This window comes from Candidatus Regiella endosymbiont of Tuberolachnus salignus (genome assembly GCF_964020115.1).
Taxonomy (GTDB): domain Bacteria; phylum Pseudomonadota; class Gammaproteobacteria; order Enterobacterales; family Enterobacteriaceae; genus Regiella; species Regiella insecticola.
This window is the reverse complement of the sequence record NZ_OZ026542.1, coordinates 25,541-48,234: the sequence shown is the minus strand read 5'-3', so window position 1 is coordinate 48,234 and position 22,694 is coordinate 25,541. Positions and strand designations below refer to the sequence as shown.

Annotated in this window: 22 protein-coding genes and 2 pseudogenes; 16 read left to right on the top strand and 8 right to left on the bottom strand. The window is 45.5% G+C overall.

Annotated elements, in window-relative coordinates; all coding sequences use genetic code 11:
- Nucleotides 1–22 precede the first annotated feature (22 nt).
- Both AACL30_RS00265 and AACL30_RS00260 read right to left on the bottom strand, forming a co-directional pair.
- A complete protein-coding gene (locus AACL30_RS00265; RefSeq protein WP_006705236.1) occupies nucleotides 23–334 on the bottom strand; it encodes a BrnA antitoxin family protein in 312 nt (103 codons plus the stop codon).
- A complete protein-coding gene (locus AACL30_RS00260) occupies nucleotides 312–611 on the bottom strand; it encodes a BrnT family toxin (RefSeq protein WP_006705237.1) in 300 nt (99 codons plus the stop codon). Before AACL30_RS00260 ends, AACL30_RS00265 begins: the two co-directional genes overlap by 23 nt.
- A gap of 169 nt (nucleotides 612–780) precedes the next feature.
- Between AACL30_RS00260 and AACL30_RS00255 the strand changes: the two genes are divergently transcribed.
- The 11 genes and pseudogenes from AACL30_RS00255 to istB all read left to right on the top strand — a co-directional run bounded on the left by AACL30_RS00255 (nucleotide 781) and on the right by istB (nucleotide 8,097).
- Nucleotides 781–1,374: a phage baseplate assembly protein V gene (locus AACL30_RS00255; RefSeq protein WP_339057408.1), complete on the top strand. Its 594-nt coding sequence runs from the start codon at nucleotides 781–783 to the stop codon at nucleotides 1,372–1,374.
- The gene (locus tag AACL30_RS00250) at nucleotides 1,371–1,718 is read left to right on the top strand and encodes a GPW/gp25 family protein (protein ID WP_339057407.1); all 348 of its coding nucleotides are present in this window, start codon (nucleotides 1,371–1,373) and stop codon (nucleotides 1,716–1,718) included. The genes AACL30_RS00255 and AACL30_RS00250 overlap by 4 nt, the downstream gene beginning before the upstream one ends.
- Before the next feature lie 20 nt (nucleotides 1,719–1,738).
- Nucleotides 1,739–2,302, top strand: a pseudogene (locus AACL30_RS00245) (baseplate assembly protein); the annotation flags it as partial.
- Nucleotides 2,295–2,903: a phage tail protein I gene (locus tag AACL30_RS00240; protein WP_339057406.1), complete on the top strand. Its 609-nt coding sequence runs from the start codon at nucleotides 2,295–2,297 to the stop codon at nucleotides 2,901–2,903. The pseudogene AACL30_RS00245 and the gene AACL30_RS00240, both read left to right, overlap by 8 nt.
- Nucleotides 2,900–4,267: a phage tail protein gene (locus tag AACL30_RS00235; protein WP_339057405.1), complete on the top strand. Its 1,368-nt coding sequence runs from the start codon at nucleotides 2,900–2,902 to the stop codon at nucleotides 4,265–4,267. The genes AACL30_RS00240 and AACL30_RS00235 overlap by 4 nt, the downstream gene beginning before the upstream one ends.
- A gap of 16 nt (nucleotides 4,268–4,283) precedes the next feature.
- Nucleotides 4,284–4,742 carry a hypothetical protein gene (locus AACL30_RS00230; protein ID WP_339057404.1) on the top strand — a complete coding sequence of 153 codons (459 nt, stop codon included), beginning with the start codon at nucleotides 4,284–4,286 and terminating at the stop codon, nucleotides 4,740–4,742.
- 68 nt (nucleotides 4,743–4,810) lie between these two features.
- Nucleotides 4,811–5,158, top strand: a complete 348-nt coding sequence (locus AACL30_RS00225; RefSeq protein WP_339057403.1) for a type II toxin-antitoxin system RelE/ParE family toxin — start codon at nucleotides 4,811–4,813, stop codon at nucleotides 5,156–5,158.
- The gene (locus AACL30_RS00220) at nucleotides 5,155–5,493 is read left to right on the top strand and encodes a helix-turn-helix domain-containing protein (RefSeq protein WP_339057402.1); all 339 of its coding nucleotides are present in this window, start codon (nucleotides 5,155–5,157) and stop codon (nucleotides 5,491–5,493) included. Before AACL30_RS00225 ends, AACL30_RS00220 begins: the two co-directional genes overlap by 4 nt.
- A gap of 164 nt (nucleotides 5,494–5,657) precedes the next feature.
- A pseudogene (locus AACL30_RS00215) lies at nucleotides 5,658–6,053 on the top strand (phage tail protein); the annotation flags it as partial.
- Nucleotides 6,054–6,124: 71 nt separating this feature from the next.
- Nucleotides 6,125–7,303: an IS21 family transposase gene (gene istA, locus AACL30_RS00210; protein WP_339056344.1), complete on the top strand. Its 1,179-nt coding sequence runs from the start codon at nucleotides 6,125–6,127 to the stop codon at nucleotides 7,301–7,303.
- Nucleotides 7,300–8,097 (top strand): IS21-like element helper ATPase IstB, encoded by a 798-nt coding sequence (gene istB, locus AACL30_RS00205; RefSeq protein WP_339058365.1) that lies wholly within the window; start codon nucleotides 7,300–7,302, stop codon nucleotides 8,095–8,097. The genes istA and istB overlap by 4 nt, the downstream gene beginning before the upstream one ends.
- On the opposite strand, the gene AACL30_RS00200 is transcribed toward istB, so the two are convergent.
- Together AACL30_RS00200 and AACL30_RS00195 are read right to left on the bottom strand one after the other, a co-directional pair.
- Entirely contained in the window at nucleotides 8,094–9,623 is a 1,530-nt protein-coding gene (locus AACL30_RS00200) for an NEL-type E3 ubiquitin ligase domain-containing protein (protein WP_339057401.1), read from the bottom strand. The genes istB and AACL30_RS00200 overlap by 4 nt on opposite strands.
- 837 nt (nucleotides 9,624–10,460) lie before the next feature.
- A complete protein-coding gene (locus AACL30_RS00195; protein WP_339057400.1) occupies nucleotides 10,461–10,658 on the bottom strand; it encodes a hypothetical protein in 198 nt (65 codons plus the stop codon).
- Nucleotides 10,659–10,673: 15 nt separating this feature from the next.
- Between AACL30_RS00195 and mlaA the strand changes: the two genes are divergently transcribed.
- Nucleotides 10,674–11,435 (top strand): phospholipid-binding lipoprotein MlaA, encoded by a 762-nt coding sequence (gene mlaA, locus AACL30_RS00190; RefSeq protein WP_339057399.1) that lies wholly within the window; start codon nucleotides 10,674–10,676, stop codon nucleotides 11,433–11,435.
- A gap of 215 nt (nucleotides 11,436–11,650) precedes the next feature.
- A complete protein-coding gene (locus AACL30_RS00185) occupies nucleotides 11,651–13,276 on the top strand; it encodes an LTA synthase family protein (protein ID WP_339057398.1) in 1,626 nt (541 codons plus the stop codon).
- A gap of 283 nt (nucleotides 13,277–13,559) precedes the next feature.
- On the opposite strand, the gene AACL30_RS00180 is transcribed toward AACL30_RS00185, so the two are convergent.
- From AACL30_RS00180 to AACL30_RS00170, 3 genes are read right to left on the bottom strand one after another with little or no spacing between them, the layout of a single operon-like run.
- The gene (locus AACL30_RS00180; RefSeq protein WP_339057397.1) at nucleotides 13,560–15,761 is read right to left on the bottom strand and encodes a type I secretion system permease/ATPase; all 2,202 of its coding nucleotides are present in this window, start codon (nucleotides 15,759–15,761) and stop codon (nucleotides 13,560–13,562) included.
- Between the two features lies 1 nt (nucleotide 15,762).
- Nucleotides 15,763–17,148, bottom strand: coding sequence for an HlyD family type I secretion periplasmic adaptor subunit (locus AACL30_RS00175; RefSeq protein WP_339057396.1), 1,386 nt, complete (start codon nucleotides 17,146–17,148; stop codon nucleotides 15,763–15,765).
- Nucleotides 17,145–19,271, bottom strand: a complete 2,127-nt coding sequence (locus AACL30_RS00170; RefSeq protein ID WP_339057395.1) for a type I secretion system permease/ATPase — start codon at nucleotides 19,269–19,271, stop codon at nucleotides 17,145–17,147. The genes AACL30_RS00175 and AACL30_RS00170 overlap by 4 nt, the downstream gene beginning before the upstream one ends.
- A gap of 389 nt (nucleotides 19,272–19,660) precedes the next feature.
- Here AACL30_RS00170 and rsxA point away from each other — a divergent pair, with 389 nt between their 5' ends.
- The 3 genes from rsxA to rsxC are packed head-to-tail and all read left to right on the top strand — an operon-like array spanning nucleotide 19,661 to nucleotide 22,477.
- Nucleotides 19,661–20,242 carry an electron transport complex subunit RsxA gene (rsxA, locus tag AACL30_RS00165; RefSeq protein ID WP_339057394.1) on the top strand — a complete coding sequence of 194 codons (582 nt, stop codon included), beginning with the start codon at nucleotides 19,661–19,663 and terminating at the stop codon, nucleotides 20,240–20,242.
- The gene (gene rsxB, locus AACL30_RS00160) at nucleotides 20,242–20,847 is read left to right on the top strand and encodes an electron transport complex subunit RsxB (protein ID WP_339057393.1); all 606 of its coding nucleotides are present in this window, start codon (nucleotides 20,242–20,244) and stop codon (nucleotides 20,845–20,847) included. Before rsxA ends, rsxB begins: the two co-directional genes overlap by 1 nt.
- Nucleotides 20,840–22,477 carry an electron transport complex subunit RsxC gene (rsxC, locus tag AACL30_RS00155; protein ID WP_339057392.1) on the top strand — a complete coding sequence of 546 codons (1,638 nt, stop codon included), beginning with the start codon at nucleotides 20,840–20,842 and terminating at the stop codon, nucleotides 22,475–22,477. Before rsxB ends, rsxC begins: the two co-directional genes overlap by 8 nt.
- Here the strand turns inward: rsxC and AACL30_RS00150 are convergent.
- Nucleotides 22,470–22,673, bottom strand: coding sequence for a hypothetical protein (locus AACL30_RS00150; RefSeq protein ID WP_339057391.1), 204 nt, complete (start codon nucleotides 22,671–22,673; stop codon nucleotides 22,470–22,472). The two genes, rsxC and AACL30_RS00150, sit on opposite strands and share 8 nt — an antisense overlap.
- Nucleotides 22,674–22,694 lie beyond the last annotated feature (21 nt).

Sequence of the window (22,694 nt, the reverse complement as noted above, 5' to 3'; positions counted from 1 at the left end):
TTATTAGGCCAGAATAGTTAACTTATTTGTGATGCAGAGAACGCATCATTGCTTCACGCAAGATAGTGTTGATACGAGTCTGATAGCCTTTACCTTGACTTCTGAGCCATGCAATTACATCCGAATCAACCCGTACTGTCGTAGAAGTTTTAGTGGGCTTGTAAAATGGATTTTGCACAGCATTTTTCCAAAATACATCGTCCAGTGGCGGAATATCGCTGTAGTCAATGGATTCATCCGGCATTGTTTTCAGTGTTTTTAGCTCTGCCTGCTGTTTTGTTGTCAGCGTAGGTAGTTTGTTCAGATCGATTTTATAGTGAACGGTTTTGCTCATAGCGTTTTCTCTCTTTAGATTCGGCACGACGAGCCGAAATGATACGAATTACTTCGACGTTGTCTTCGTTTTCTCTGATGGTATGCGCCACCAGAACCAGTAAATAGCCCTCGACAAGTCCCAAAGTTTGCCAGCGGTGTTCCCCGTTTTCGATACGGTCTTGCTCAACCAGCGCGAACGGGTCAGCAAAAGCACGGACAGCCGTTTCGAAACTTAAGCGGTGCTTCTTGATGTTGCTTTCCGCCTTCGTCTCATCCCATTCAAATATTATTTTCATACATTTATGTTACTACATTTTTGTTGAGTTACAAAGGATCGTTTCAGAAAAAGAAAATGATTATTTTGCCCATCCCCCGAAATCGTAAAATCCGCCTTAAGTAGCTGTCCCACTCCCCACACAACGCTGTTCACATGCTCCCGCGCCCGATAGGCGGCACACTGAGGGCATGAAAACCTTCAATCACGCAGACTATCAACGCCGCCTGGCAAATTTGATCCGCATTGGCACGGTATCGGCAGTCGATACGACACAAGGCCGGTGCCGGGTAAAAACAGGCGAGTTAGAAACCGATTGGCTACACTGGCTGACCTCACGTGCGGGTCACATCAAAATGTGGTCAGCGCCCTCAATTGGTGAGCAAGTGCTGATCCTCAGTATCAGTGGTGAATTGACCACAGCGTTTGTATTACCGGCGATTTTTTCCGATGCCAATCCGGCACCGTCGGCCTCAGAAGCAGCGATCCTGCTCTGCTTCTCCGACGGGGCGCAATGTCATTATGAGCCTAAAACGGGTCACTTAGCGGTCACTGGCATCAAAACAGCAACGATAACCGCCGCCACCTCGATCACGCTGGACAGCCCGGTAGTCACCTGCACCCAACAGCTTATCACCGATTCTTTACAGGTTAACCGGGGTGGCACCCTCCGCGGCGACCTCACCCACGGGGGCGGCAATTTGATCTCTAACGGTATCACTTTGCACCGCCATCAGCACCCTGGGGTGAAAGGGGGCGGCGATCAGACGGGAGCCCCCACATGACTTACCTCGGCATGCACCGCCACAGTGGCAACGCGATCAGCGACAGGGCACATCTTCGTCAATCGATCAACGACATTTTAATCACCCCGCTAGGCTCCCGTGTGATGCGCCGGGATTACGGATCGCTGCTCTCTCGCCTGATCGACAGCCCGCAAAGTCCCACACTACAGCTTAAAATGAAGGCGGCGATTTACAGTGCCTTATTACGCTGGGAAAACCGCATCACATTAAACGCCATTACCCTTACCTCGGCTATCAACGGCAACATGCAAATCGATCTCAGCGGTCATCAACGCGATAGCGGCGTGCCTTTTACGCTCTCATTGCCGATAGGAGGACAATAATGCCCAGCCTGGATAGTGCCGCGCTCACCGAAAGTGATAGCGATTTTCGCCTCCGTATTCAACAGGCTTTTGAAGGCTTCAGCGTAGCCGGTTGCAGCGGTGCTTACGAATTTCATGCCCGCAGTGCGGATGGTCGGGTAGCCGATGCCTCAGCAATCAGCCCCTCACCCGCTTGCGTCACCCTCACGGTCTTATCGCGAGAAAATAACGGTGCGGCGTCCGCAGACCTGTTAGCCCGGGTTAACGCCGCACTCAATGATGAAAATATCCGCCCGGTGGCCGATCGCCTGACCGTCCAATCGGCCACCATTATCGATTACCGCATTGACGCCACATTGACCCTTTACCCTACCCCCGAAGCTGAACCGATCCGCGCGGCGGCTGAAAATCGACTCAAGGCTTACGTCAACGCCCAACGGCGTTTAGGGCGTGATATCCGCTTGTCGGCGATTTATGGGGCGCTGCATGTTGAGGGGGTACAGCGGGTAGCCCTGGCGGCACCCTTGCGTGATGTGATCTTGGATAAAACGCAAGCCGCCTATTGCCGCAGTTATCGCTTAACCCTAGGCGGTTGTGATGAATAACAGCTTACTGCCGCCGGGCTCCTCAGCAGTAGAAATCGCGGCGGCGCAAGCCTGTGCAGGCTTGAGTGATATGACGGTTCCCCTGCGCCCCTTGTGGGATGCAGACCGCTGCCCTGTCGCCTTACTGCCTTACTTGGCCTGGGCGTGGTCAGTGGATCGCTGGGATGAAAGCTGGTCAGAGGCGACCAAACGGGCGGTGGTTAAGGCGGCCTTTTATGTGCATAAACACAAAGGCACGATTGCGGCGCTGCGTCGCGTGGTGGAGCCGCTGGGTTACCTGATCCGTGTTATCGAGTGGTGGCAAAATAATGACCCGCCTGGGACATTTCGGCTGGATATCGGTGTACTTGACACCGGCATCACCGAAGCCATGTATGTTGAGCTGGAACGCCTGATTGATCAGGCCAAACCGCGTAGCCGCCACCTGATTGGCCTCTCCATCCAGCTGGCTACACAGGGCGCCGCCTATGTGGGTGCCGCCTGCTATGAGGGGGATGAACTCACGGTGTATCCCTACCTCCCCGACAGCCTTACCGTGACCGGTACCACGTATCGCGGCGGCGCCGTCCATTTAATTGACCATTTGAGTATCACTTCATGAACGAAAAATTTTATGCTGTCATCACCCATCAGGGCGCCGCTAAACTGGCCAATGCGACGGCATTGGGGATACCGTTAAAAATAACACACATGGCGGTCGGTGACGGTGGGGGAAGCTTACCCACACCCGATCCCCGCCAAACCCAACTCATCAATGAGCGCCGCCGCGCGGCGCTCAATTCGCTGAGCGTCGACCCCATTAACACCCATCAAATGATTGCCGAACAAGTGATCCCCGCCGCCGACGGGGGATGGTGGATCCGAGAAATCGGCTTATTTGACCACGACGGGACGCTTATTGCCTTGGCCAATTGCCCCGAAACCTACAAACCGCAACTTCAGCAAGGCAGTGGTCGTACACAAACCTTGCGTATGATACTGATTGTCAGTAGCACGGCGGCCATCACACTCAAAATCGATCCTTCAGTGGTGGTGGCGACCCGTCGCCATGTGGATGATAAGCTGATTGAAGTCAAAGCCTATGTGGATAATTTACTGTCAGCACATGAAAAATCACGCAACCACCCCGATGCCAGTCAAACCGAAAAAGGGTTTGTTATTCTCAGCAGCGCCACCGACAGCGACAGTGAAACGCACGCCGCGACACCCAAAGCGGTCAAGACCGCCTATCAATTAGCCACTACCGCCAGCAAAAAATACCTTGATGGTAAAGTGATGGATATCGACAAGCGACATTCAGCACACGAAAAATCGCGCAACCATCCCGATGCCACGCAAACCGAAAAAGGGTTTGTTACACTGGCGGCGCTAGGAGGCGTTAATCTATTAACCAACAGCCGATTTTTGAAAAATAAGCCTGCCACCGGACTTCCGGATGATTTTTGGAGCTATTACTACGCGGGTTCACCTACCTACGCGCTTATCACACCGGATGCCAAAGCGGCTGCCGGCACAGATAAAAAAATTGCGGCGGAACTCCAGGCATTGGTGGGCTCGCTAACCTGGTATCCGATTGAGATAAACATACTCAAAGTGACCCTTGCAGCGACACTCAGCACCGATAGGAGCAATGGTAATTGGAGTCTCAATCAATATACGCACATTGGAAAGGGGATGTTTTCACGCGGCATTTATCTTTACGCCAAAACGCGCGGTACAGCAAAAATTGTCATTGGCGACAATCCCGGCGGTTGGACACCGGCTTCAGGCGGAGGAATACAGTTAGCCAGCGATCAATTCAATCGCGCGGTAAAACTCCATGCCACTGGTCACACTAACGGCCACAAATTGGGTTTTCTGATCAATTGTCACAGCCGAACCACACCGATTGACTTGTATCTTGCCGCCCCTTGGCTTACCCATGGATGCGTAGAGCAATGGCTGGCAACCCCCGGCAACGTATAAAAAGGATAAACGCATCATGATCATGATTGAAAGGGCGGGGCGCCCGCTAATATTGGGTGACGTGCCGTTTGAGCTCTTTTCCGATCCAGACTACATCGCACAATTCACCCCCGAGGAGCTGCAATCCGCACGTGCCCAAGCAGAAAAGATCCAGCGTAAAGCCGAGATACGTCAAACAATTACCCTGTCAGCGGGTGACACCCAGAGTTTACTGGGAACCACGGCGGATGCGGTGCATATTTTGCTCTATGAGATAGCCACTTTCGGTGTCACCCTCAGCCAGGTGCAAACACTGGCGGAAGTGCGGGCGGCGGCAAAAGGTTTCAATGCCACGTTAGGGGATTTTGCGCAGCGCGTCGTCCGCGGTGAAGTGAAGCTACCCTATCAAAACAAAGGGAGCGAAAACCCACTGACTGAAATTGAGATGCGCGCCACGGCAGTGACGCAGGCTTTTACGCAGCGAAATCAGGATTAATTAGGTTGCTATCATCCCCCACTACGTATAATGTTTTATACATATCTACCTCTTGCGAACGAAAAAGAATGAAGGGAAGCAACGAAAAATGCATTGATTGGCGCGGTTCGTCTTTAAAAGATCTGCTTGAATTCCCCGCCGAGGCAAGAAAAGAAGCGGGATTTCAGCGAGGGAAAATCCAACAGGGTCTCGAACCGGCGGACTGGAAACCGATGAATATTTGCGGGGCGGGGGTAAAGGAACTGCGACTGACGATGGAATCGGGGGCTTATCGTGTGATCACCATCGCAAAATTTGCAGAAGTTATTTACGTGCTTCACCGTTTTCAGAAAAAAACGCAACAAACCCCGCAAAAAGACAAAGACATCATCCTTGTTCGCTACAAAGCTATTATTAACGAACGGAGCAAAAAATGACTGACCCGATAGACACACAATCACGCCATATTACCCCTGCTGGGGCGAATATTTTTATCACGTTGGGTTTTTCTGGCGAAGAGGCCAAGGCGTTACAGGCCACTGCTCAGAAAGAAATCAAAAAAACAGTAGCCCTAAAAAAACAATTGATGACGGAAATAGCGGATTGGATGATCAAAACGGGACATAAACAAAACGAAGCAGCAAAAATACTGCATGTTTCACGTCCGCGTATTTCTGATGTGGTGAACCAAAAAACAGAAAAATTCACTTTGGATTGTCTCGTAGGAATGATCGGCAATATGGGTAAGTCTGTGCGTGTTATTGTTGAATAACGATCTGCTGGAACAAGCCCCCTAACGTTTCTGTTTTGCTGACGCAGCAAAGTCAGTAAAAGCCGGATAGATGATAGTGTCCCCTCCCTCACACACCCCGAACCCCCTGCGCTCAGCAACAAAACCCTGCACACTAGCGGAAATCGTAACTGGAGATCCGCTCAATGCCGCCACTTTATCACCATGGTGTCAGTGTACAAGAAATCAACGAAGGCACCCGCCCCATTACCCCTGTTAGCACCGCCATTGTAGGCATGGTCTGCACCGCTGACGATGCCGATGTCACTGCCTTTCCACTCAATACCCCGGTTCTGCTCACCGATGTGCTCACCGCCAGTGGCAAAGCGGGTGAAACCGGCACCTTAGCCCGTGCGCTCGAGGCCATTGGCGATCAAATTCAGCCTGTCACCGTGGTCGTCCGGGTCGCCCAAGGGGAAAGTGAGGCCGAAACCACCTCCAATATCATTGGCACCACCACCCCTGAGGGGCGCAAAACCGGCCTGCCCGCCCTGCGCGCCGCCCAAGGTCTGTCAGCGCTAATGATAAAAGACCGTAAATTGCTAATTTAATTTGTCCACTCAAGCCAGAATGCAGTTTCCTTTGTGGTGACAAAGCCATGAGGGAAATAAGCATGCTAAGAAGAGAGGACCACTACATGATAAAACAACGCCATCAACAGGGGGCATTTATTGTTGATATTGCCCATCAGATAGGGTGTTCAGAAAAAACGGTGAGACGGCACATTAGCTATCCTGCGCCGCCAACAGCAAAACGCGGTAAAAAACAGGTTGCTAAACTCGAGCCCTTTAAAGACTACATCGATTCAAGGTTGAGTGAACAGGTTTGGAATGCGGCGGTTATTTTTGAGGAAATCCGTGAAAAAGGCTACCGGGGTGGGAGTGCGATGCTCCGACGTTATATACATCCCAAACGTCCGCTCAGGGCCTCGAAAAACACGGTACGCTTTGAAACCCTCCCCGGTTATCAACTTCAACACGATTGGGGAGAAATCATCGTTGAGGTGGCAGGCTCTGCCTGTACGGTTAATTTTGCCGTTAATACGCTCGGTTTTTCGCGTCGCTTTCATGTCTTTGCTGCCCCTAAGCAAGATGCTGAGCACACGTATGAATCGCTGGTTCGCAGCTTCAATTACTTCGGTGGCAGCGTAAAAAATGTCTTGGTAGATAACCAAAAAGCCGCTGTTATCAAACATGGACAAAATGGCCACATCGAGTTCAATGCGGGCTTCCTGCAACTGGCTAATCACTATGGGTTTAGCCCTCGCGCCTGTAAGCCTTATCGACCGCAAACGAAAGGCAAAACCGAACGGATGGTGGGCTATGTTAAACACAATTTTTTCACTCGCTACCGTCAGTTTGAGAGTTTCGCTCATGTTAATCAACTGCTAGCGATGTGGCTGGCGAAAGTGGCAGACCAGCGTCATCTTCGTCAATTCAAGCAGACACCGGAAAATCGTTTTGCTGAGGAAAAAATAGCCTTGATGCCACTCCCTGCGACTGATTTCGATACCAGCTACTTCGACCTACGACAAGTGGCATGGGACAGCTATATCGATGTCAGAGGTAATCGCTATAGCGTGCCTTCATTCTGGTGTGGTCGTGCGGTTAATATTCGTATCGGTTTAGATAATACGCTACGTATTTACGGCGATGAGCAACTGCTCGCGACGCATCTCTTGCAGGAGGTAACGCAGGGCTGGCAAAAGGTGCCAGAACATCATCAAGCCCTTTGGCAACAGGTCAATCGAGTAGCGTCTCGTTCGCTCAGTGTGTATGAGGAGCTACTCTGATGGAAATGGAAAACTTGTTGATACGGTTAAAAATGGATTACCTGGGCGATGCGTTGGAGAGTTTATGTGAAGAAGCCACCAAGAAAGCACTGAACTACCGTGAATTTCTCCAGCAGGCATTAGCCCAGGAATGGAACGGGCGTCACCAAAAAGGCTTGGAATCGCGGTTAAAACAAGCACGTTTGCCGTGGATAAAAACCTTGGAGCAATTTGACTTTACTTTCCAACCAAGTATAGACAGGAAAATTATCCGCGAGCTGGCGGGGCTGAGGTTTGTCGAACATCATGAAAACGTCATTTTGTTAGGCCCACCTGGGGTAGGGAAAACGCATTTGGCGATAGCGCTGGCTGTCAAGGCAGCTACAGCTGGGCATCGGGTATTGTTTATGCCTCTGGATAGACTCTGCTGTACCTTAATGAAGGCAAAGCAAGAAAACCGTCTGGAACGCCAACTTCAGCAACTGTGCTATGCCAGGGTATTAATACTGGATGAAATCGGGTATTTACCGATGAATCGCGAAGAAGCTAGCCTATTTTTCAGGTTATTGAGCCGTCGTTATGAAAAGGCGAGCATCATTCTCACATCAAATAAAAGTTTTACTGATTGGGGGGACGTATTCGGTGATCACATTTTAGCAACTGCGATTTTAGACAGGCTTTTACATCATTCAACCACATTGAATATTAAAGGAGAAAGCTATCGACTCAAAAATAAACGCAAAGCAGGCATGTTGCCTATAAAAACGACTGATATTATCCAGGCGCCTGGAATAGAAACCCAACAGGAAAATTAGCAAAAACTGGACATTTTAAAGTAGCAAAAAGTGGTCAATCTAAAGTAGCGTTGACATTGCCTACGCACACTTTCGTTCTCTTTATCAGCAAGCCTGGTTAACCATTCTGACACCTTTAATTTGAACCCTGCATTTTCATAGTTGACTGTTTTACGTAAGCTATCAAGAAAATGTGAAAGATACCTGGTGTTAGGCTCTTTTTCTATTTCACGCCACCGTTCATCACATTGCCCCAAACACTCGGTTACCACTTCAAACAGAGGTCTGATGATTTGATCATTGGATGATATCGGTTGCATCGAGAAATAAATCCGTGGGCCAGTATAATCACCCGCCGCAATCAGCCTCTCTAGCGCGCTGCGCATATTGGGGTCAATGGGATTCCCTTCAATATAAACCTGTCCTTCAACAGGCAGCATTTGGATAGCGCCCGATATTCGGCTCAATTGATTATGCTCGATTCGTAATAACGTCAGGAGGGGTAAAATGGCTGGCAAGTAAGTTAAACGGTTAATCGAAGCCTCTAAGATCCGGAGTGATGGCAGGGCTTGATATAAATTTTCTGGCAGACTGGTCAGTTCATTGCGATTAATAGACAAGCTTTTTAATGCAGGTAAATGTGTTAATGCTAAGGTGAGGCTAGCTAATTTATTGCGGCTAATATCCAATTTTTCTATTACAGGCCAGCTGTTTGAAACAAAATCAGTGAGCAGGTTGATAGAGACATCCAGTTCTTGTAACGCGGGTAAGTTCACTAAGCTAAGCTTGTTTAGTTGATTTTTCGACGCATAAATCTTTTCTAGCGCTGTTAAATTTTCCAACGGGAGCTCTGTCAATTTATTGTTATTAACATTTAATAATTCCAGTTTCGATAAATTTTCTAGGCTGATTCTGGTTAGCTGATTATCGTGAAGAGATAGCTCTTTTAATGACGGAATATTGTCTAGAATAATGGCATTTTTCAGCTCATTGTCCGGATTAATGGTATCTTTCAGCTCATTGTTCCCCGCATCGAGTTGTTCCAATGCCGGCAAATTTGTCAGCTTAATATCTTGCAATTGGTTATAAGAAAGTTGTAACACCTTCAATTTAGGTAAGTTATCTAATATGAAATGTTGGAGTTCATTACTCCCTGCGTTGATTTTAATGAGGGCCGGTAGATTTTCTAGCTCCAGCTTAGTTAACCCGCCGGTATCAAGATTTAGCCCCTGTAGTTTTGATAAATTAGCCAGCTTGAGCTCGCCCAGCTGGTTGTGTGAAAGATTGAGATCGACTACCGAAGGGGGCAAGTGTTTGGGCAGGCTACTAAGACCGAGCTCGGATAAATCTAAATAAACGGCATTTTTCGCAAAACAGTCTTTAAGCTTTGCCACTGCCCTCCCGCGAAATTCATTCCATACTCCGCGCTTTGGCTCTTTTGCCCAGTTATCCCATTCCTCTAATAAATTATTAGTCTGTACTCCTGTCATTAGAATCGGGCTAGGTATCTGGATGCTTGAACTTGTATCAGGCATGATAGGGTTCATCGAAACACCTCACTATTTTCTCACTACTAGAAAAAACAAATTAGCCTCTATAAAAAATGTAGTTGTTACAAAATAAATGGTAGAGAGTGAAGAATACTAACTAAAAGCCTATTCGAGATTTCGCTGACGTTATAGCCAAACCAGTTTAATTTGATTTAAATGTTGTCGTCGCTTGCTGTACTATTTGTACTGTCTTCGCTCCTCCGTCTTAAATCAAATTAAACTGATTCGGCTATAAAACAAGACGCTGCAAAGTAAATTACGGAAAGAAGCAATTGCATAAACATTCATTTACGCAATATACCCTTCGGGGATTCGATTGATTGCCGCCTTGCCGTAACTCGAAATTCATTGAATATAATATTAAGCAGAACACTCAATCCAGAGAGAAGTAAGTACTACAAAAATTCGTGGTATCAAACAGTTTCAAACGATAATTACATTGAAAAACACCCGTGCCTGAAACACTTTATTTCATAATTTCCACATTGAATTTCCTGCCTTCAAAGCGTATATTTCACCGAATATTTTTCCGACAGCAGAGTCAATTTGCATGTTAGGTATAATACCCTTCGCTTTTGAAGCAGACACCAGACACTGAACGATCAGTCGTCACCGTCTAAGAGACTATATCCCATGAATTTTGCGTTACGACAAGGCAGCAATCAATCGAATCGGTACATGACAGAGGATGAGTGATCGCTGCCAACGCTGCCGTAACCTGAAAGGCGAAGGGTATATTCAAAATTTTCTTTGAGCGACGCTCAATTGATGAAAAATGAGATTTCAACAGACTATAACGAGGCTCTCCCTCTGGATTCCAGTAAGGAGAGAATGTCAAAAAATTAATTTATACCCTTCGCCTTTGAAGCTGCCGCGTTGTTGGCTGCGGGTGTTTGCCGAATCACGTAGTCTATCTACGCTCATCGGTCTCACGCCCTGGCAGCCGAAAACAACTTCAAGGGCTGTGGGTATATCACCACAGGGTGAATGCTGAAAGGTTGCTGTTGTAAGTTCTCCGCAAACGGGATGCATTTATGTAACAAAGATATGAATTATCGCCTGATTTGGCTAATTTTTACAATTTTGCTAGTGGGTTGTACCAGTCGTTCGCTGGAAAAAAATGAGCCACATCGTTACGATACACTAGAGAGTTTTAACCGAGCGATGTTTAATTTTAACTATAACATCCTTGATCCTTACCTGTTGCGTCCGGTAGCTGTGATGTGGCGTGGTGCTATGCCACAACGTGCTCGCAATGGACTCAATAATTTCTTCAGTAATCTTGAAGAGCCGGCCAGTATGGTCAATAGCTTGTTGATCGGCGACGCATATAAGGCCATGACACATTTCAATCGTTTTTTTCTAAATACTTTATTGGGTGTCGGTGGATTTGTTGATGTTGCAGGTATGGCTAATCCTAAATTGGCAAGAGAGCTTCCCTATCGTTTTGGCTCTACATTGGGTCATTATAATGTTGGCTATGGCTCCTATCTGGTTCTGCCGGGTTACGGTAGTGCAACATTTCGCCAAGATGGCGGAAAATGGCTAGATACTTTATATCCTGTGCTCAATTATCTAACATTTTGGATGTCTACCGGTAAATGGATTATCGAAGGGATAGAGACACGGGCACAACTATTGAATTCCGATGCTTTGTTGCGTAACTCACCGGATCCTTATCTGATGGTACGTAGCGCTTATTTTCAACGCTATGATTTTCTCGCTAATGATGGCGTATTGAAACCCGAAGCTGATTCAAATGGGCAAATTATCCAAGATGATTTACAACACATTGATTCTAATGATTAATAATTATTACGCTTTATCAACGAGCGATATACCCTTCGCCTCTGAAAAGGAAAGGGTAATATTTTTTCCCATCCGATAAAATTGAAAGCATGCCTGTGATTTTCCTAGACGAAATCTACATTAAGATAAAAATAATAATTATGTCACCCCAAAATACAAGACACAAAATATTCAATACGTTCAAAAACGCGCCAAAAACATGTGTCTATTCACTGATGTTATTCATTGCTGCCATAATCATCTTATGTGGCAACGATGCTACAAATGCTTATCCCATCTTGTCTGCATTCAGTGCCTTTGTTTTCTTTTGTGGGCTACTTTATTTCTTCTCAGGCAAGGCTATATTCTCCCTGTCCACCAGCAGTGTATTGGTCATCATTTTTCAATTTGTTAATCAACTCAAGGTTCATCATTACAAAGAGAAACTGATGTTTCCCGATCTCTATATAATGCTTGATCCATCAAACACTGAAACTTTGCTTTACTACCCGTTAACTGGGCTAGCCTTCATCGGCTTATTATTATTAATGATCATCACAGCCATTGTCAGTTGGCGAGCGGTGCCCCGTCGGACGAACTATTTCCCGCAAATAGTCGGACTCTGTACAATGGTAACAAGTGGTTTGATGCTCACACTCTGTGTAATTCATTATCAACCTGTTTGGAGTAATACATTACCTATTGGAACCGGCGTGATATCTAATCTGGTGATGTCTAGCAGAGTGGCTCATTACACACCGCCCTCTTTCTCTGAAGAAAAATCAAGCTATTTTAAAACACGCGCTGCAACGCTAACGAGATCACAACCCAACATCGATAGCAAAAAACCGGATATTGTTTTACTGCTACAAGAATCAACAACCGATCCGCGCCTGTATAAACTACCAAACCCTATGTTGCTGCCTCATCTTGCGATGTTTGAGCAAGATAATAACGTTAAAGCACATTCATTGATGAGAGTACAAACATTCGGTGGCGGAACTTGGCTATCGGAATTTACTGCGCTTACCGGGTTACCTAGTGACGATTTTGGTGCAATGAAAAACTCGGTATTCTATTCGGTAGTCGACCACCTCAACGACAGCTTATTCAAGCAGATGAAAAATAATGGCTATTATACCGTGGTGCTCACGCCGTTTAATAAATCCGCTTACAACGCAAATCATGCCTATAAAATAATGGGGGCTGATAAGATCATTCAACCACAGGAACTCGGTTATCCCGGTAAGCTACAAAAGAATCTGTGGCACATCCGCACCGCCGATATACTCAACTATGTCAAACAAATCTTAACAACCAAAACCGACAAACCCTTGTTTGTCTATGCGTTAACCATGTATGAACATGCCCCTTACGACACCAATCATAAAGATAACTATCAGCTAAACAATTATGTGAAAAACAAAAGTTCCGCGGGCAAATTTAGTCACTATGTAGAGAAGATCAAAATCTCAGACGCCGCATTAATTGATTTCTTCCAATTTGTCGATCAGCGTCAAAAACCAACCCTATTTATGTATTTTGGTGATCATCAGCCTGCGCTTGATTGGGAGAATGGTTACACAACGACCTTACCGAACGCGGCGTACCTCACACAGTTCAGTCTGCGGGATAACATAGATACGCCGACAGTGTCTGATTTGGGTCAAATGACCGATATCGCCTTCTTAGGTGGGATTTTACTCGAACATGCCCAACTGAAAGTATCGCCGTTCTATCAGGCCAATATCGACATGCGTCATCTGTGTAAAGGTGAAATGAAAGATTGCGCTGATAAAAAGTTATTCGAAAGCTACAGGAACTACGTACATAACGAGCTGAACGCAGCATCTGTGCCTTAATATACCCTTTGTCTTTGAAGAGTTGCAGCGCGGCGCGGCCAGGGTGTGAGTCTGATGAGCATAGACAAACTATGTGATTCAGACTCACACTCGCAGCCAACAAAGCTGCAACTTCAAAGACAAAGGATATAAATGTATGGGGTGATGTCACCTGTATAGCCGAATCAGTTTAATTTGATTCAAGGCGGATGAGCGCAGATAGTACAAATAGTACGGCAAGCGACGACAACACTTAAATCAAATTAAACTGGTTTGGCTATATCACCCCATATAAACTAGCGAATTAGCTGGTTTGCAGATGCCATAAACGGGCGTAATGTCCCTTTTTAGCCACTAATTCATCATGGGTTCCCTCCTCTTGCACCACCCCTTCTCGTAGCAACAAAATTCGATCACAATTTTGTAACGTATTGAGACGATGGGCAATACAGATTACCGTTCGATTACGAGTGATCACCGGCAGTTGACGCATAATCGCTGCTTCTGATTCATAATCTAATGCACTGGTCGCCTCATCTAAAATTAAAATCTGTGGATCCGCCATTAATGCCCGCGCTAACGCAACCCGCTGGCGCTGACCGCCCGAAAGCATGCCCCCTTTTTCGCCAACCTGTGTCTGGTATCCTTGCGGTAACGCACTGATAAAATCATGAGCGCCCGCTTGACGTGCAATTTCTTCCACCAATTCTAAATCGGCATCCGGTCGACATTGGCAAATATTTTCTTGCACCGTACCAGAAAACAACACACTTTCTTGTAAAACAACGCTCATTTTACGCCTCAAGGAGGTTGGATCTGTAATGGCTAAATCTTGTCCATCGACGAGGATTTGACCATGCTGTGGCGTATACAGTCGTTGTAATAATTTGGTTAGCGTTGATTTCCCACAACCAGAAGGGCCTGTAATACCGATAAATTCACCGCTTTTTACTTCCAAATTAAGATTTTGCAATACTTCTGGAATATCGGCTCGATAACGGAAACGCACCTGTTTAAAACTAATACTTCCGGCACTTTCACAACCAGAGACTAAGCCCGCGCTGCCGGGTTCACTTGGACTATCAAGAATACTACCAATACGCTTCAAGGCAATTTGAGTATGCTGAAAATCTTGCCAAACCTGCGCTAAGCGCAATATCGGCTGGGTCACATAACCCGAAAACATGTTGAATGCGACTAATTCACCAGGAGAAAGTTTACCTTCCAAGGTGAGTTGAACGCCGTACCACAGTAACATCGCCGAAGTAAGCTTATGGATTAGGTTGATCCCTTGCCCTGCTAAGTTACCTGCTTGTGCGGTATTAAAAGCTGAGCGAACAAAAGTCGCTAAATATTGCCGCCACTGACGATTAAATTGGCTTTCCGTCGCCGTCGTTTTTATCGTTTCCAGGCCGGTGATCGCTTCAGTAAGAAAAGATGTTGCGTTGGCACTCGCCTCATACTCATGTTCAACACGTTTACGCAATATCCCCCCGACAGAAAACCAAAAAACCAAATAACACACCAGTGAAATTAATACGATCGCCGTTAATGGAACACTGTAATAAAACATCACCGCAATAAAGGTTCCAACGAAGACTAAGTCTAATAACATAGTCAATGCCGAACCGGTTAAAAAGCTACGGATTTGTTCCATTTCGCTTACTCTGGCAATAGTTTGTCCTGTTTGCCTGCTAGTAAAATAATTTAATGGCAGACTCAGTAAATGCCGATAAAGGCGGGTATTGAGTTCTGCCCCAACCCGAGTCGATAAATTAGAAAATAGCCAACCGCGTAAAAAAGTATAACAAGGCTCAGCGATAGCCAATGCCACCATGGCTATCCCTAATACGGTTAAGCTATCGATTCCTCTACTGACCAAAACTTTATCAATGACCGTTTCAAACAACATCGGCGTGACTAACAGGATCCCCTGCAACAATAGCGAGACCAAAACAATATTTCGTAATTGATGAGCATGCTTAACGATTAAAGGAATAAACCAACCAAAACCAAAAGCAGGCGTAACGGCACGTTTTTCTGCTTTGGCTAATAATATGGCCTCCCCTTGCCATAATTGATGCAATTCATCACGGGTTATTTGTCGTTGTATCCCCTCTGAAGGAAAATAGACCACTGCATGCTGCTCACTGAGCTGCAATAGTAAGTACCATTGCTTTGTTTCGTTTTTATTTTTGTTATCAGCGTCATCAGTGTCATCAGAATCAGTCTTAGTCTCTGTCTCTGTCTCTGTCTTAGTCTCACCTTGATGAGAGAACATGACTGGCAGGGGTAATGTGTTAAATCGAGTCACCTTTTGTTTTATCCTGCGGGCACGCAGCCCAATCCACCCGGCGCAACGACAAATCGCAATATCATCTATTTCATCAATCGACAATCCTAATTGATGTTGCAATTGAGATGATTCAATTGCCAAATCAAAACAAGCGGCTGCCCGCGCTAACGCATCTAATGGTTGAATAATTTTCTGTTGATGTTGCGTCATATTAACGCTCCCTCATCGCTTCGGATTGATATTGTTGTAATGGGCTTAGTAGATAATCAATCACGCGGCGGCGCCCCGTTTTTATTTCTACATTGACCGACATACCGGCTGATAAACGAACAGGTTTTCCATCTACGGTCAAGGTGTCATTAAACAAACGAATACGAGCAGGAAAAACAAGCCCTTGTTTGGGATCATCAATTGCATCGCGAGAAACATGTTTTACTTCACCCTGTAAAGTGCCATAACGAGTGTAAGGAAAGCTGTCCACTTTTACTTCAACCGGCTGGCCTGGCAGCACAAAACCGACGTCCTTGTTTAATAACAAGGTATCGAGTTCTAGCTCTTTATTTTCCGGCACGATCACCATCAGTTGTTGAGCCGGTGTCACCACCCCCCCTAAAGTGTGTACCGCCAGTTGCTGTACTACACCGTCTACAGGCGCTCGCAATTTTTGTAAATTTTGTCGTTCAACAATTTTAATCTGCTCCTGAGTGAGCTGACTGATGACCTCACTCGCTTTATTTAAACGCTCACGGTAATCGCGCCTTTTTTCCGCTAAAAAACGTTGTTTACCCTGAATATAACTTTGTTGTTGAGAAAGTAATATCGATTGCTGACCATTGAGCGAGCTTAATTCAGCTTTGGCATTTAACCACTCTTTTTCCTGTTCGAGCAGCTCCATCTTAGCAATGGATTGTGTTTTAGCTAATGAACGGCGGGCTTCTAAACGCTTTTCAATATTTTCTAATAACCGCTTTTGACTGGATATTTTTTGCTCTACTGCTTGATAATTAGTTTGGTTAACCGCTAATTCAACGTCTTGGCGCTTTAATTCCGCATTTCTTTCATCAAGTTCCCGCTGTAGCAATGCACGACGTGTTTCAATCAAATGAGGCTCACTCTCCGCTGGCGGTGTAAAATTAGCCAGTGGGTCATCGGTTAATAATGCGGTTAAACGCGCTTTTTCAAGCCGACGATGCATCAATTGTTGATTAATATTACGCACTTCAGCATCAATGCCCACCGGATTTAATTCAATTAAGGATTGTCCGGCTCGCACGTGTTCACCGTCACGCACATTAATAGCCACCACCACGCCTTGTTCTAACGGCTGCACTAATTTCGAATGATCTGAAACAATCACCCGTCCCAACGCCGTAGCATGGATATCCAGTTTACCGATGATCGACCAAACCAAAACTAATAATAAAAATAAGGAGATACACCAGGCAGTACGGCGCGCCCAAGGCGCTGCGGGACGTTCAACGATATCTAAATAAGCAGGCAAAAAATCATATTCATCACGGCTACGAGCCACTTGCTGTTGTTTAACACGCCATTGCACTATGCGTTGATAAAAACGGGATTTATAAAAAAATTTCATTTAATTTCCTCCTCACTGAAATTAACCTGCTGCTGCCATAAACGAGCATAACTTCCCTTTAATTTCAACAGCTCATCATGGGGGCCTAGCTCAACAATCGTACCCTGTTTAAATACCGCGATACGATGACATTGACGTACAGTAGACAAACGGTGAGCGATAGTAATAACCGTTCGGTTCGCAACAATTTCCACCATATTTTTTTGTATCTGTTCTTGAGATTCATCATCCAACGCACTGGTCGCCTCATCAAAAATCAGAATGCGAGGATCAGCCAACAACGCACGGGCAATAGCAATACGCTGACGCTGTCCCCCCGAAAGTGAAGCCCCTCCTTCAGATAAAACCGTGTCATAACCTAGAGGGAGAGCTAAAATAAACTCATCAGCGCCAGCCAAACGAGCCGCCTTTACGACATCATCTAATGGCGCGGTGGGGCATGAATGGGCGATATTTTCACGTACCGTACGATTGAATAAATGACTTTCTTGCATCACCACACCAACTTGGCGCCGTAAAAAACTGGGTGAAAACGAATTGAGTGGCCGACCATCAATAGTGATGCTCCCTTGTTCAGCGTTATAGAGTCGCTGTAGTAAACGAGCAACGGTACTTTTACCTGAACCTGAAGGGCCTACCAATCCAATATGTTCACCTGCGTGGATATGTAAAGTGAATTGCCGCAAAACCGGATCCAAATCAGGTCGATAGCGGAACACGACTTGTTCTAAGGCAATATTTCCTTTGAATGGCTCTGATGCTTGCTCCTCCCCCGCCGCTTGTTCTATCGGCAATGTCAACATATCAGCTAATAACGATAATCCGACTTGAGCGCGAATACTTTGTTGCCACAGATCGACCAATTTGGTCATCGGCAGCATCGCCTGCACCAACAACATATTGAAAGCGATCAGCTGACCGATACTCAAATGGATATCCATGACTTGGTACGCGCCTAAAACAACCACAGTGGCGCCTGTCACTTTCTGTAATAACTGTGCCGCTTGACTACTAAAATTTTGCAAATTTTGCACCCGAAAATTGGCCTGGGCAAAATCTCGGGTTTGTTGTTCCCAACGATGCTGCATGCGTGGCTCTAATGCTAAACTCTTCACCGTTTCCACTCCGGCTACCGTTTCGGTCAAAAATGAGCCATTTTGGGCAGCAAAACAACACAGTTGTTCCACTCTTTTTTGCAATGGCTTAGTGGTTAACGCCGCCAGCAACACAAAGAAGGGGATAGCAATTAGCGCCACTAAGGTAAGATAAGGTGAAATCATCCACATCACAGCGAAGAGCACTACAGAGAAAACAACGTCTACACATAATGTCAGCGCCGAGCCAGTGATAAATTCTCTGATACTCTCCAGTTCCCGTACACGTGCAACAATATTACCCACATGCCGCTGTTTAAAATAACTTAAAGGTAAACGAATAAGATGATGAAAAAGCTTACCACCAAGCTGAATATCAACCCGTGTCGTGGTATGAGAAAATAAATATTCACGTAAACTTTTAAGCACCACTTCAAATATACCGACAATCACTAAGGTAATAACCAATACATCTAAAGTTGCCAAAGCATTGTGAACCAATACTTTATCCATAACGACTTGAAAAAAGAGCGGGGCAATTAACGCCAATAATTGTAATAATAGAGATAATAATAATACTTGTACTAATTGATTGCGATGTCGAAGAAACGCTGGAATAAACCAACGAATGTCAAAACGGGATTGTTTACATAATAAACATAATTCTCCCCATAAATCATTTAATTCAGCCCGATCTATTATTTTAGGCTGTTCAGTATCCGCATATTGCAATAATGCTTTATCTTCATTAATTCGCGCCAATAAAACAAATTTTCCTTCTCGGTCACGAAATGCCAATGGCAAATGCTCCGGTGTTAATTTTTTTAATGGCAGTTTTTGTAACCGAAACCGAGCAGATAATGGAGCAGCAAATTTATCAATGTGAATTTTCAGTTGTTTGTCGGGCACAACAGCATCCGGTTGAATATTGTTTTTACCGGTAAATTCTTCAGTACCCATCGGGTGTAACCCAGCGAGGCGTAATAGCCTCTCTGCACAGATAAGTGCGGAAAAAGCATGATTTATCATAGCTAATACTACCTATTTTCTATTTATAAATAATCTGCCTACATTTTTTATTTTATTTGCAAACCTTAATTATCAATCGATCAAATGTCGCTATAAAATAAACTTTCTTATACGGCAGGATACATTTTAATTCAACACTATAAGGCACAATTTAAAAAATATTCAACTCTCTAATAAAATTTAATTATTTAAAATAAGTTCAGGCATGAAGAAAGAAAATTTATATTATACATAACGCGCCGATACGTCTCAGGAAATAGGCTTTAAAAAAGGGTTATTGTAGAGATAGCATAATTCAGTCGTTATCCCGTAGTTGTCGTCAGTACACTAATTTTGGATAATGGTGACAGTCTATTCTTTAGTCGCTATTTTTTCAGGTTTTGCATACCATGACTGAATATTTTTTACTCTTCATCAGTACCGTTTTGGTCAATAATTTCGTATTGGTCAAATTTCTTGGCTTGTGTCCATTTATGGGCGTGTCAAAAAAATTAACAACCGCTATCGGTATGGGACTCGCCACTACTTTCGTGCTAACATCCGCCTCAGTTTGTGCTTGGATACTAGAAAGCGTTGTTCTGTCACCTTTAGGGCTAAGTTATTTACGCACGCTATCTTTTATTTTGGTTATCGCAGTGGTGGTACAGTTCACTGAGTTAATGGTAAGAAAAACAAGCCCCGTACTCTATCGTTTACTGGGAATATTTTTGCCTTTGATTACCACAAATTGTGCGGTGCTGGGTGTCGCACTGCTCAATATCAATCAAGCGCATAATTTTCTACAGTCGGTGGTTTATGGTTTCGGCGCGGCGATCGGATTTTCATTGGTTATGGTTCTTTTTGCTGCCATTCGTGAACGGCTTGAGGGAGCCGACGTTCCAGCGCCTTTCCGTGGTTCTCCCATCGCATTAATCACCGCCGGATTAATGTCGCTGGCATTTATGGGCTTTACTGGCCTGGTAAAATTCTGATGTTGTCATTATGGATTGCTATTAGTGTATTAAGCACGCTAGCACTCGTCTGTGGCATTGTTCTCGGCTTTGCCGCGCGACGCTTTCGCGTAGAACAAGATCCTATCGTCGAGCAAATTGATCAAATCCTACCACAAAGTCAATGCGGTCAATGTGGTTACCCTGGCTGCCGTCCTTACGCCGAGGCGGTCTCAAATAACAATGAAAAAATTAACCAATGCGCCCCCGGGGGCGAAAAGGTTATGCTTAAACTGGCCGAACTATTAGGGATCGAGCCACAACCTCTCGACGGTGATGAAAGCCGCGTTAACCCGCAAAGAAAAGTGGCATTTATTGATGAAAGTAATTGCATAGGTTGCACAAAATGTATTCAAGCCTGCCCGGTAGATGCTATTGTTGGCGCTACCCGCGCATTACACACAGTATTACCCGATCTCTGTACTGGCTGTGATTTGTGTGTTGCGCCCTGTCCAACCGATTGTATTGAAATGATACCTGTTGCCACCACGCTAGCTAACTGGAAATGGGATCTGAATACTGTCCCGGTAAAAAAAACTTCACAGATCATTCCAATCAAAGTCATCGATGTGGATCAACATGTTTAAGCTACTTCGTTCATACAGTAAGACAAATAAACTATGGAACTTCGATGGCGGGATCCATCTGCCAGAAATGAAATTACAGTCTAGCAAAGTACCAATACGTACTTGCCCGTTACCTGAATTTTTTATCATCCCCCTACAACAACATTTGGGATCACCTGCCGAGCTGTTAGTGAAAATGGGTGACAGCGTGCTAAAAGGCCAACCATTAACCTCTGGCCATGATCGCGCACTACCGGTGCATGCCCCCAGCTCAGGCATTATCAGCGCCATTAAACCTCATATTGTCGCCCATCCTTCTGGATTATCTGAGCCCTGTATACAGATCATCCCTGATGGAAAAGATATCGGGTGTGAACCCGACCCGCCGGTAAATTATCGACAATTGACGGCACAACAATTACTCGAAAAAATCCATCTAGCGGGTATTGCTGGACTCGGGGGTGCCGGTTTTCCCACCGCCAGTAAGCTGGCTTCGGGTCTCGATAGCAATGAAATTTTAATTATCAATGCAGTTGAATGTGAGCCTTATATTACTGCTGATGACCGCTTGATACAGGAGCATGCCAACGAAATCATCATGGGTATCCGCATACTTATGTCTATATTGGGATCCAAACAAGTACTCATTGGTATCGAAGATAATAAACCCGAAGCGATTACGGCACTTAAAAAAGCGTTAAACGATGATGAAATCATTCAGCTAAGGATCGTACCGACCAAATACCCATCAGGGGGAGCAAAACAATTAACGAAAATTCTAACGGGCAGGGAAGTTCCACCGGGTAAACATTCTTCTTCTATTGGCGTGATGATGCAAAATGTCGCTACCGTCTTCGCAATAAAACGCGCCATTATTGATAATCAACCATTAATCGAGCGAGTCGTGACCTTAACCGGTGATGCCCTCTCCAATCCAGGAAATTTTTGGGTGCGATTAGGGACACCAGTCAGTCATTTACTCACCCAAGCCGGCTTCCAGCCGCCGCCTCGACCCATACTTATCATGGGGGGACCCCTGATGGGCTTTACGCTCCCCAGCCAAGATGTCCCTATTGTAAAAATCAGTAACTGTATTGTTGCTGCGGCCAACACTGAAATAGCAATACCTGAGCCAGAACAACCCTGTATCCGCTGTGGGCTCTGCGTCGAAGCCTGTCCAGCGCGATTATTGCCGCAGCAACTTTATTGGTTCAGCCGCGCGGGCGAACATGAAAAAGCCCGTAATCACCATTTATTTGATTGTATCGAATGCGGTGCTTGTGCTTATGTATGTCCTAGCCACATTCCATTGGTGCAATATTACCGCCAGGAAAAAGCTGAAATACGCGCACTGGATCAAGAAACGCTCCGTGGAGCCGAGGCTAAAAAAAGGTTCGAAGCTAAAAAAATGCGCTTGCAACGCGAAAAATTGGCTCGCGAACAACATCATAATTTGTTATCAACCTCTCGCTCCCCCTCATCAACCGCATTAACAAAAAACCAGCCCTCAATCGCTATCAATGAAATAGCGCCATCACTAGATAAATTGATGGAAAATAACACAGCAGAGCCAGAAGACCGACGCCAAGCCATCATTGCGGCAGCCATTGCTAGAGCAAAGGCAAAAAAAGCAGCGCAATCTATTAAATAGAATAAGTCAATATATACTCTTCGTCTTTGAAGCTGCCTTCGGCTGCCAGGGTAGGTGAAGGGTATAAAACAATTAATCTATACCCTTCGCCTTTCAAGTTACGGCGGCGTTGGCTTCGGGTGCTCGCCGAATCACGTAGTATGTCTACGCTCATCGGTCTCACACCCTTGCCGCCTTGCCGTAACTCGAAATTCATTGGGTATAACCCCCTTCTTAC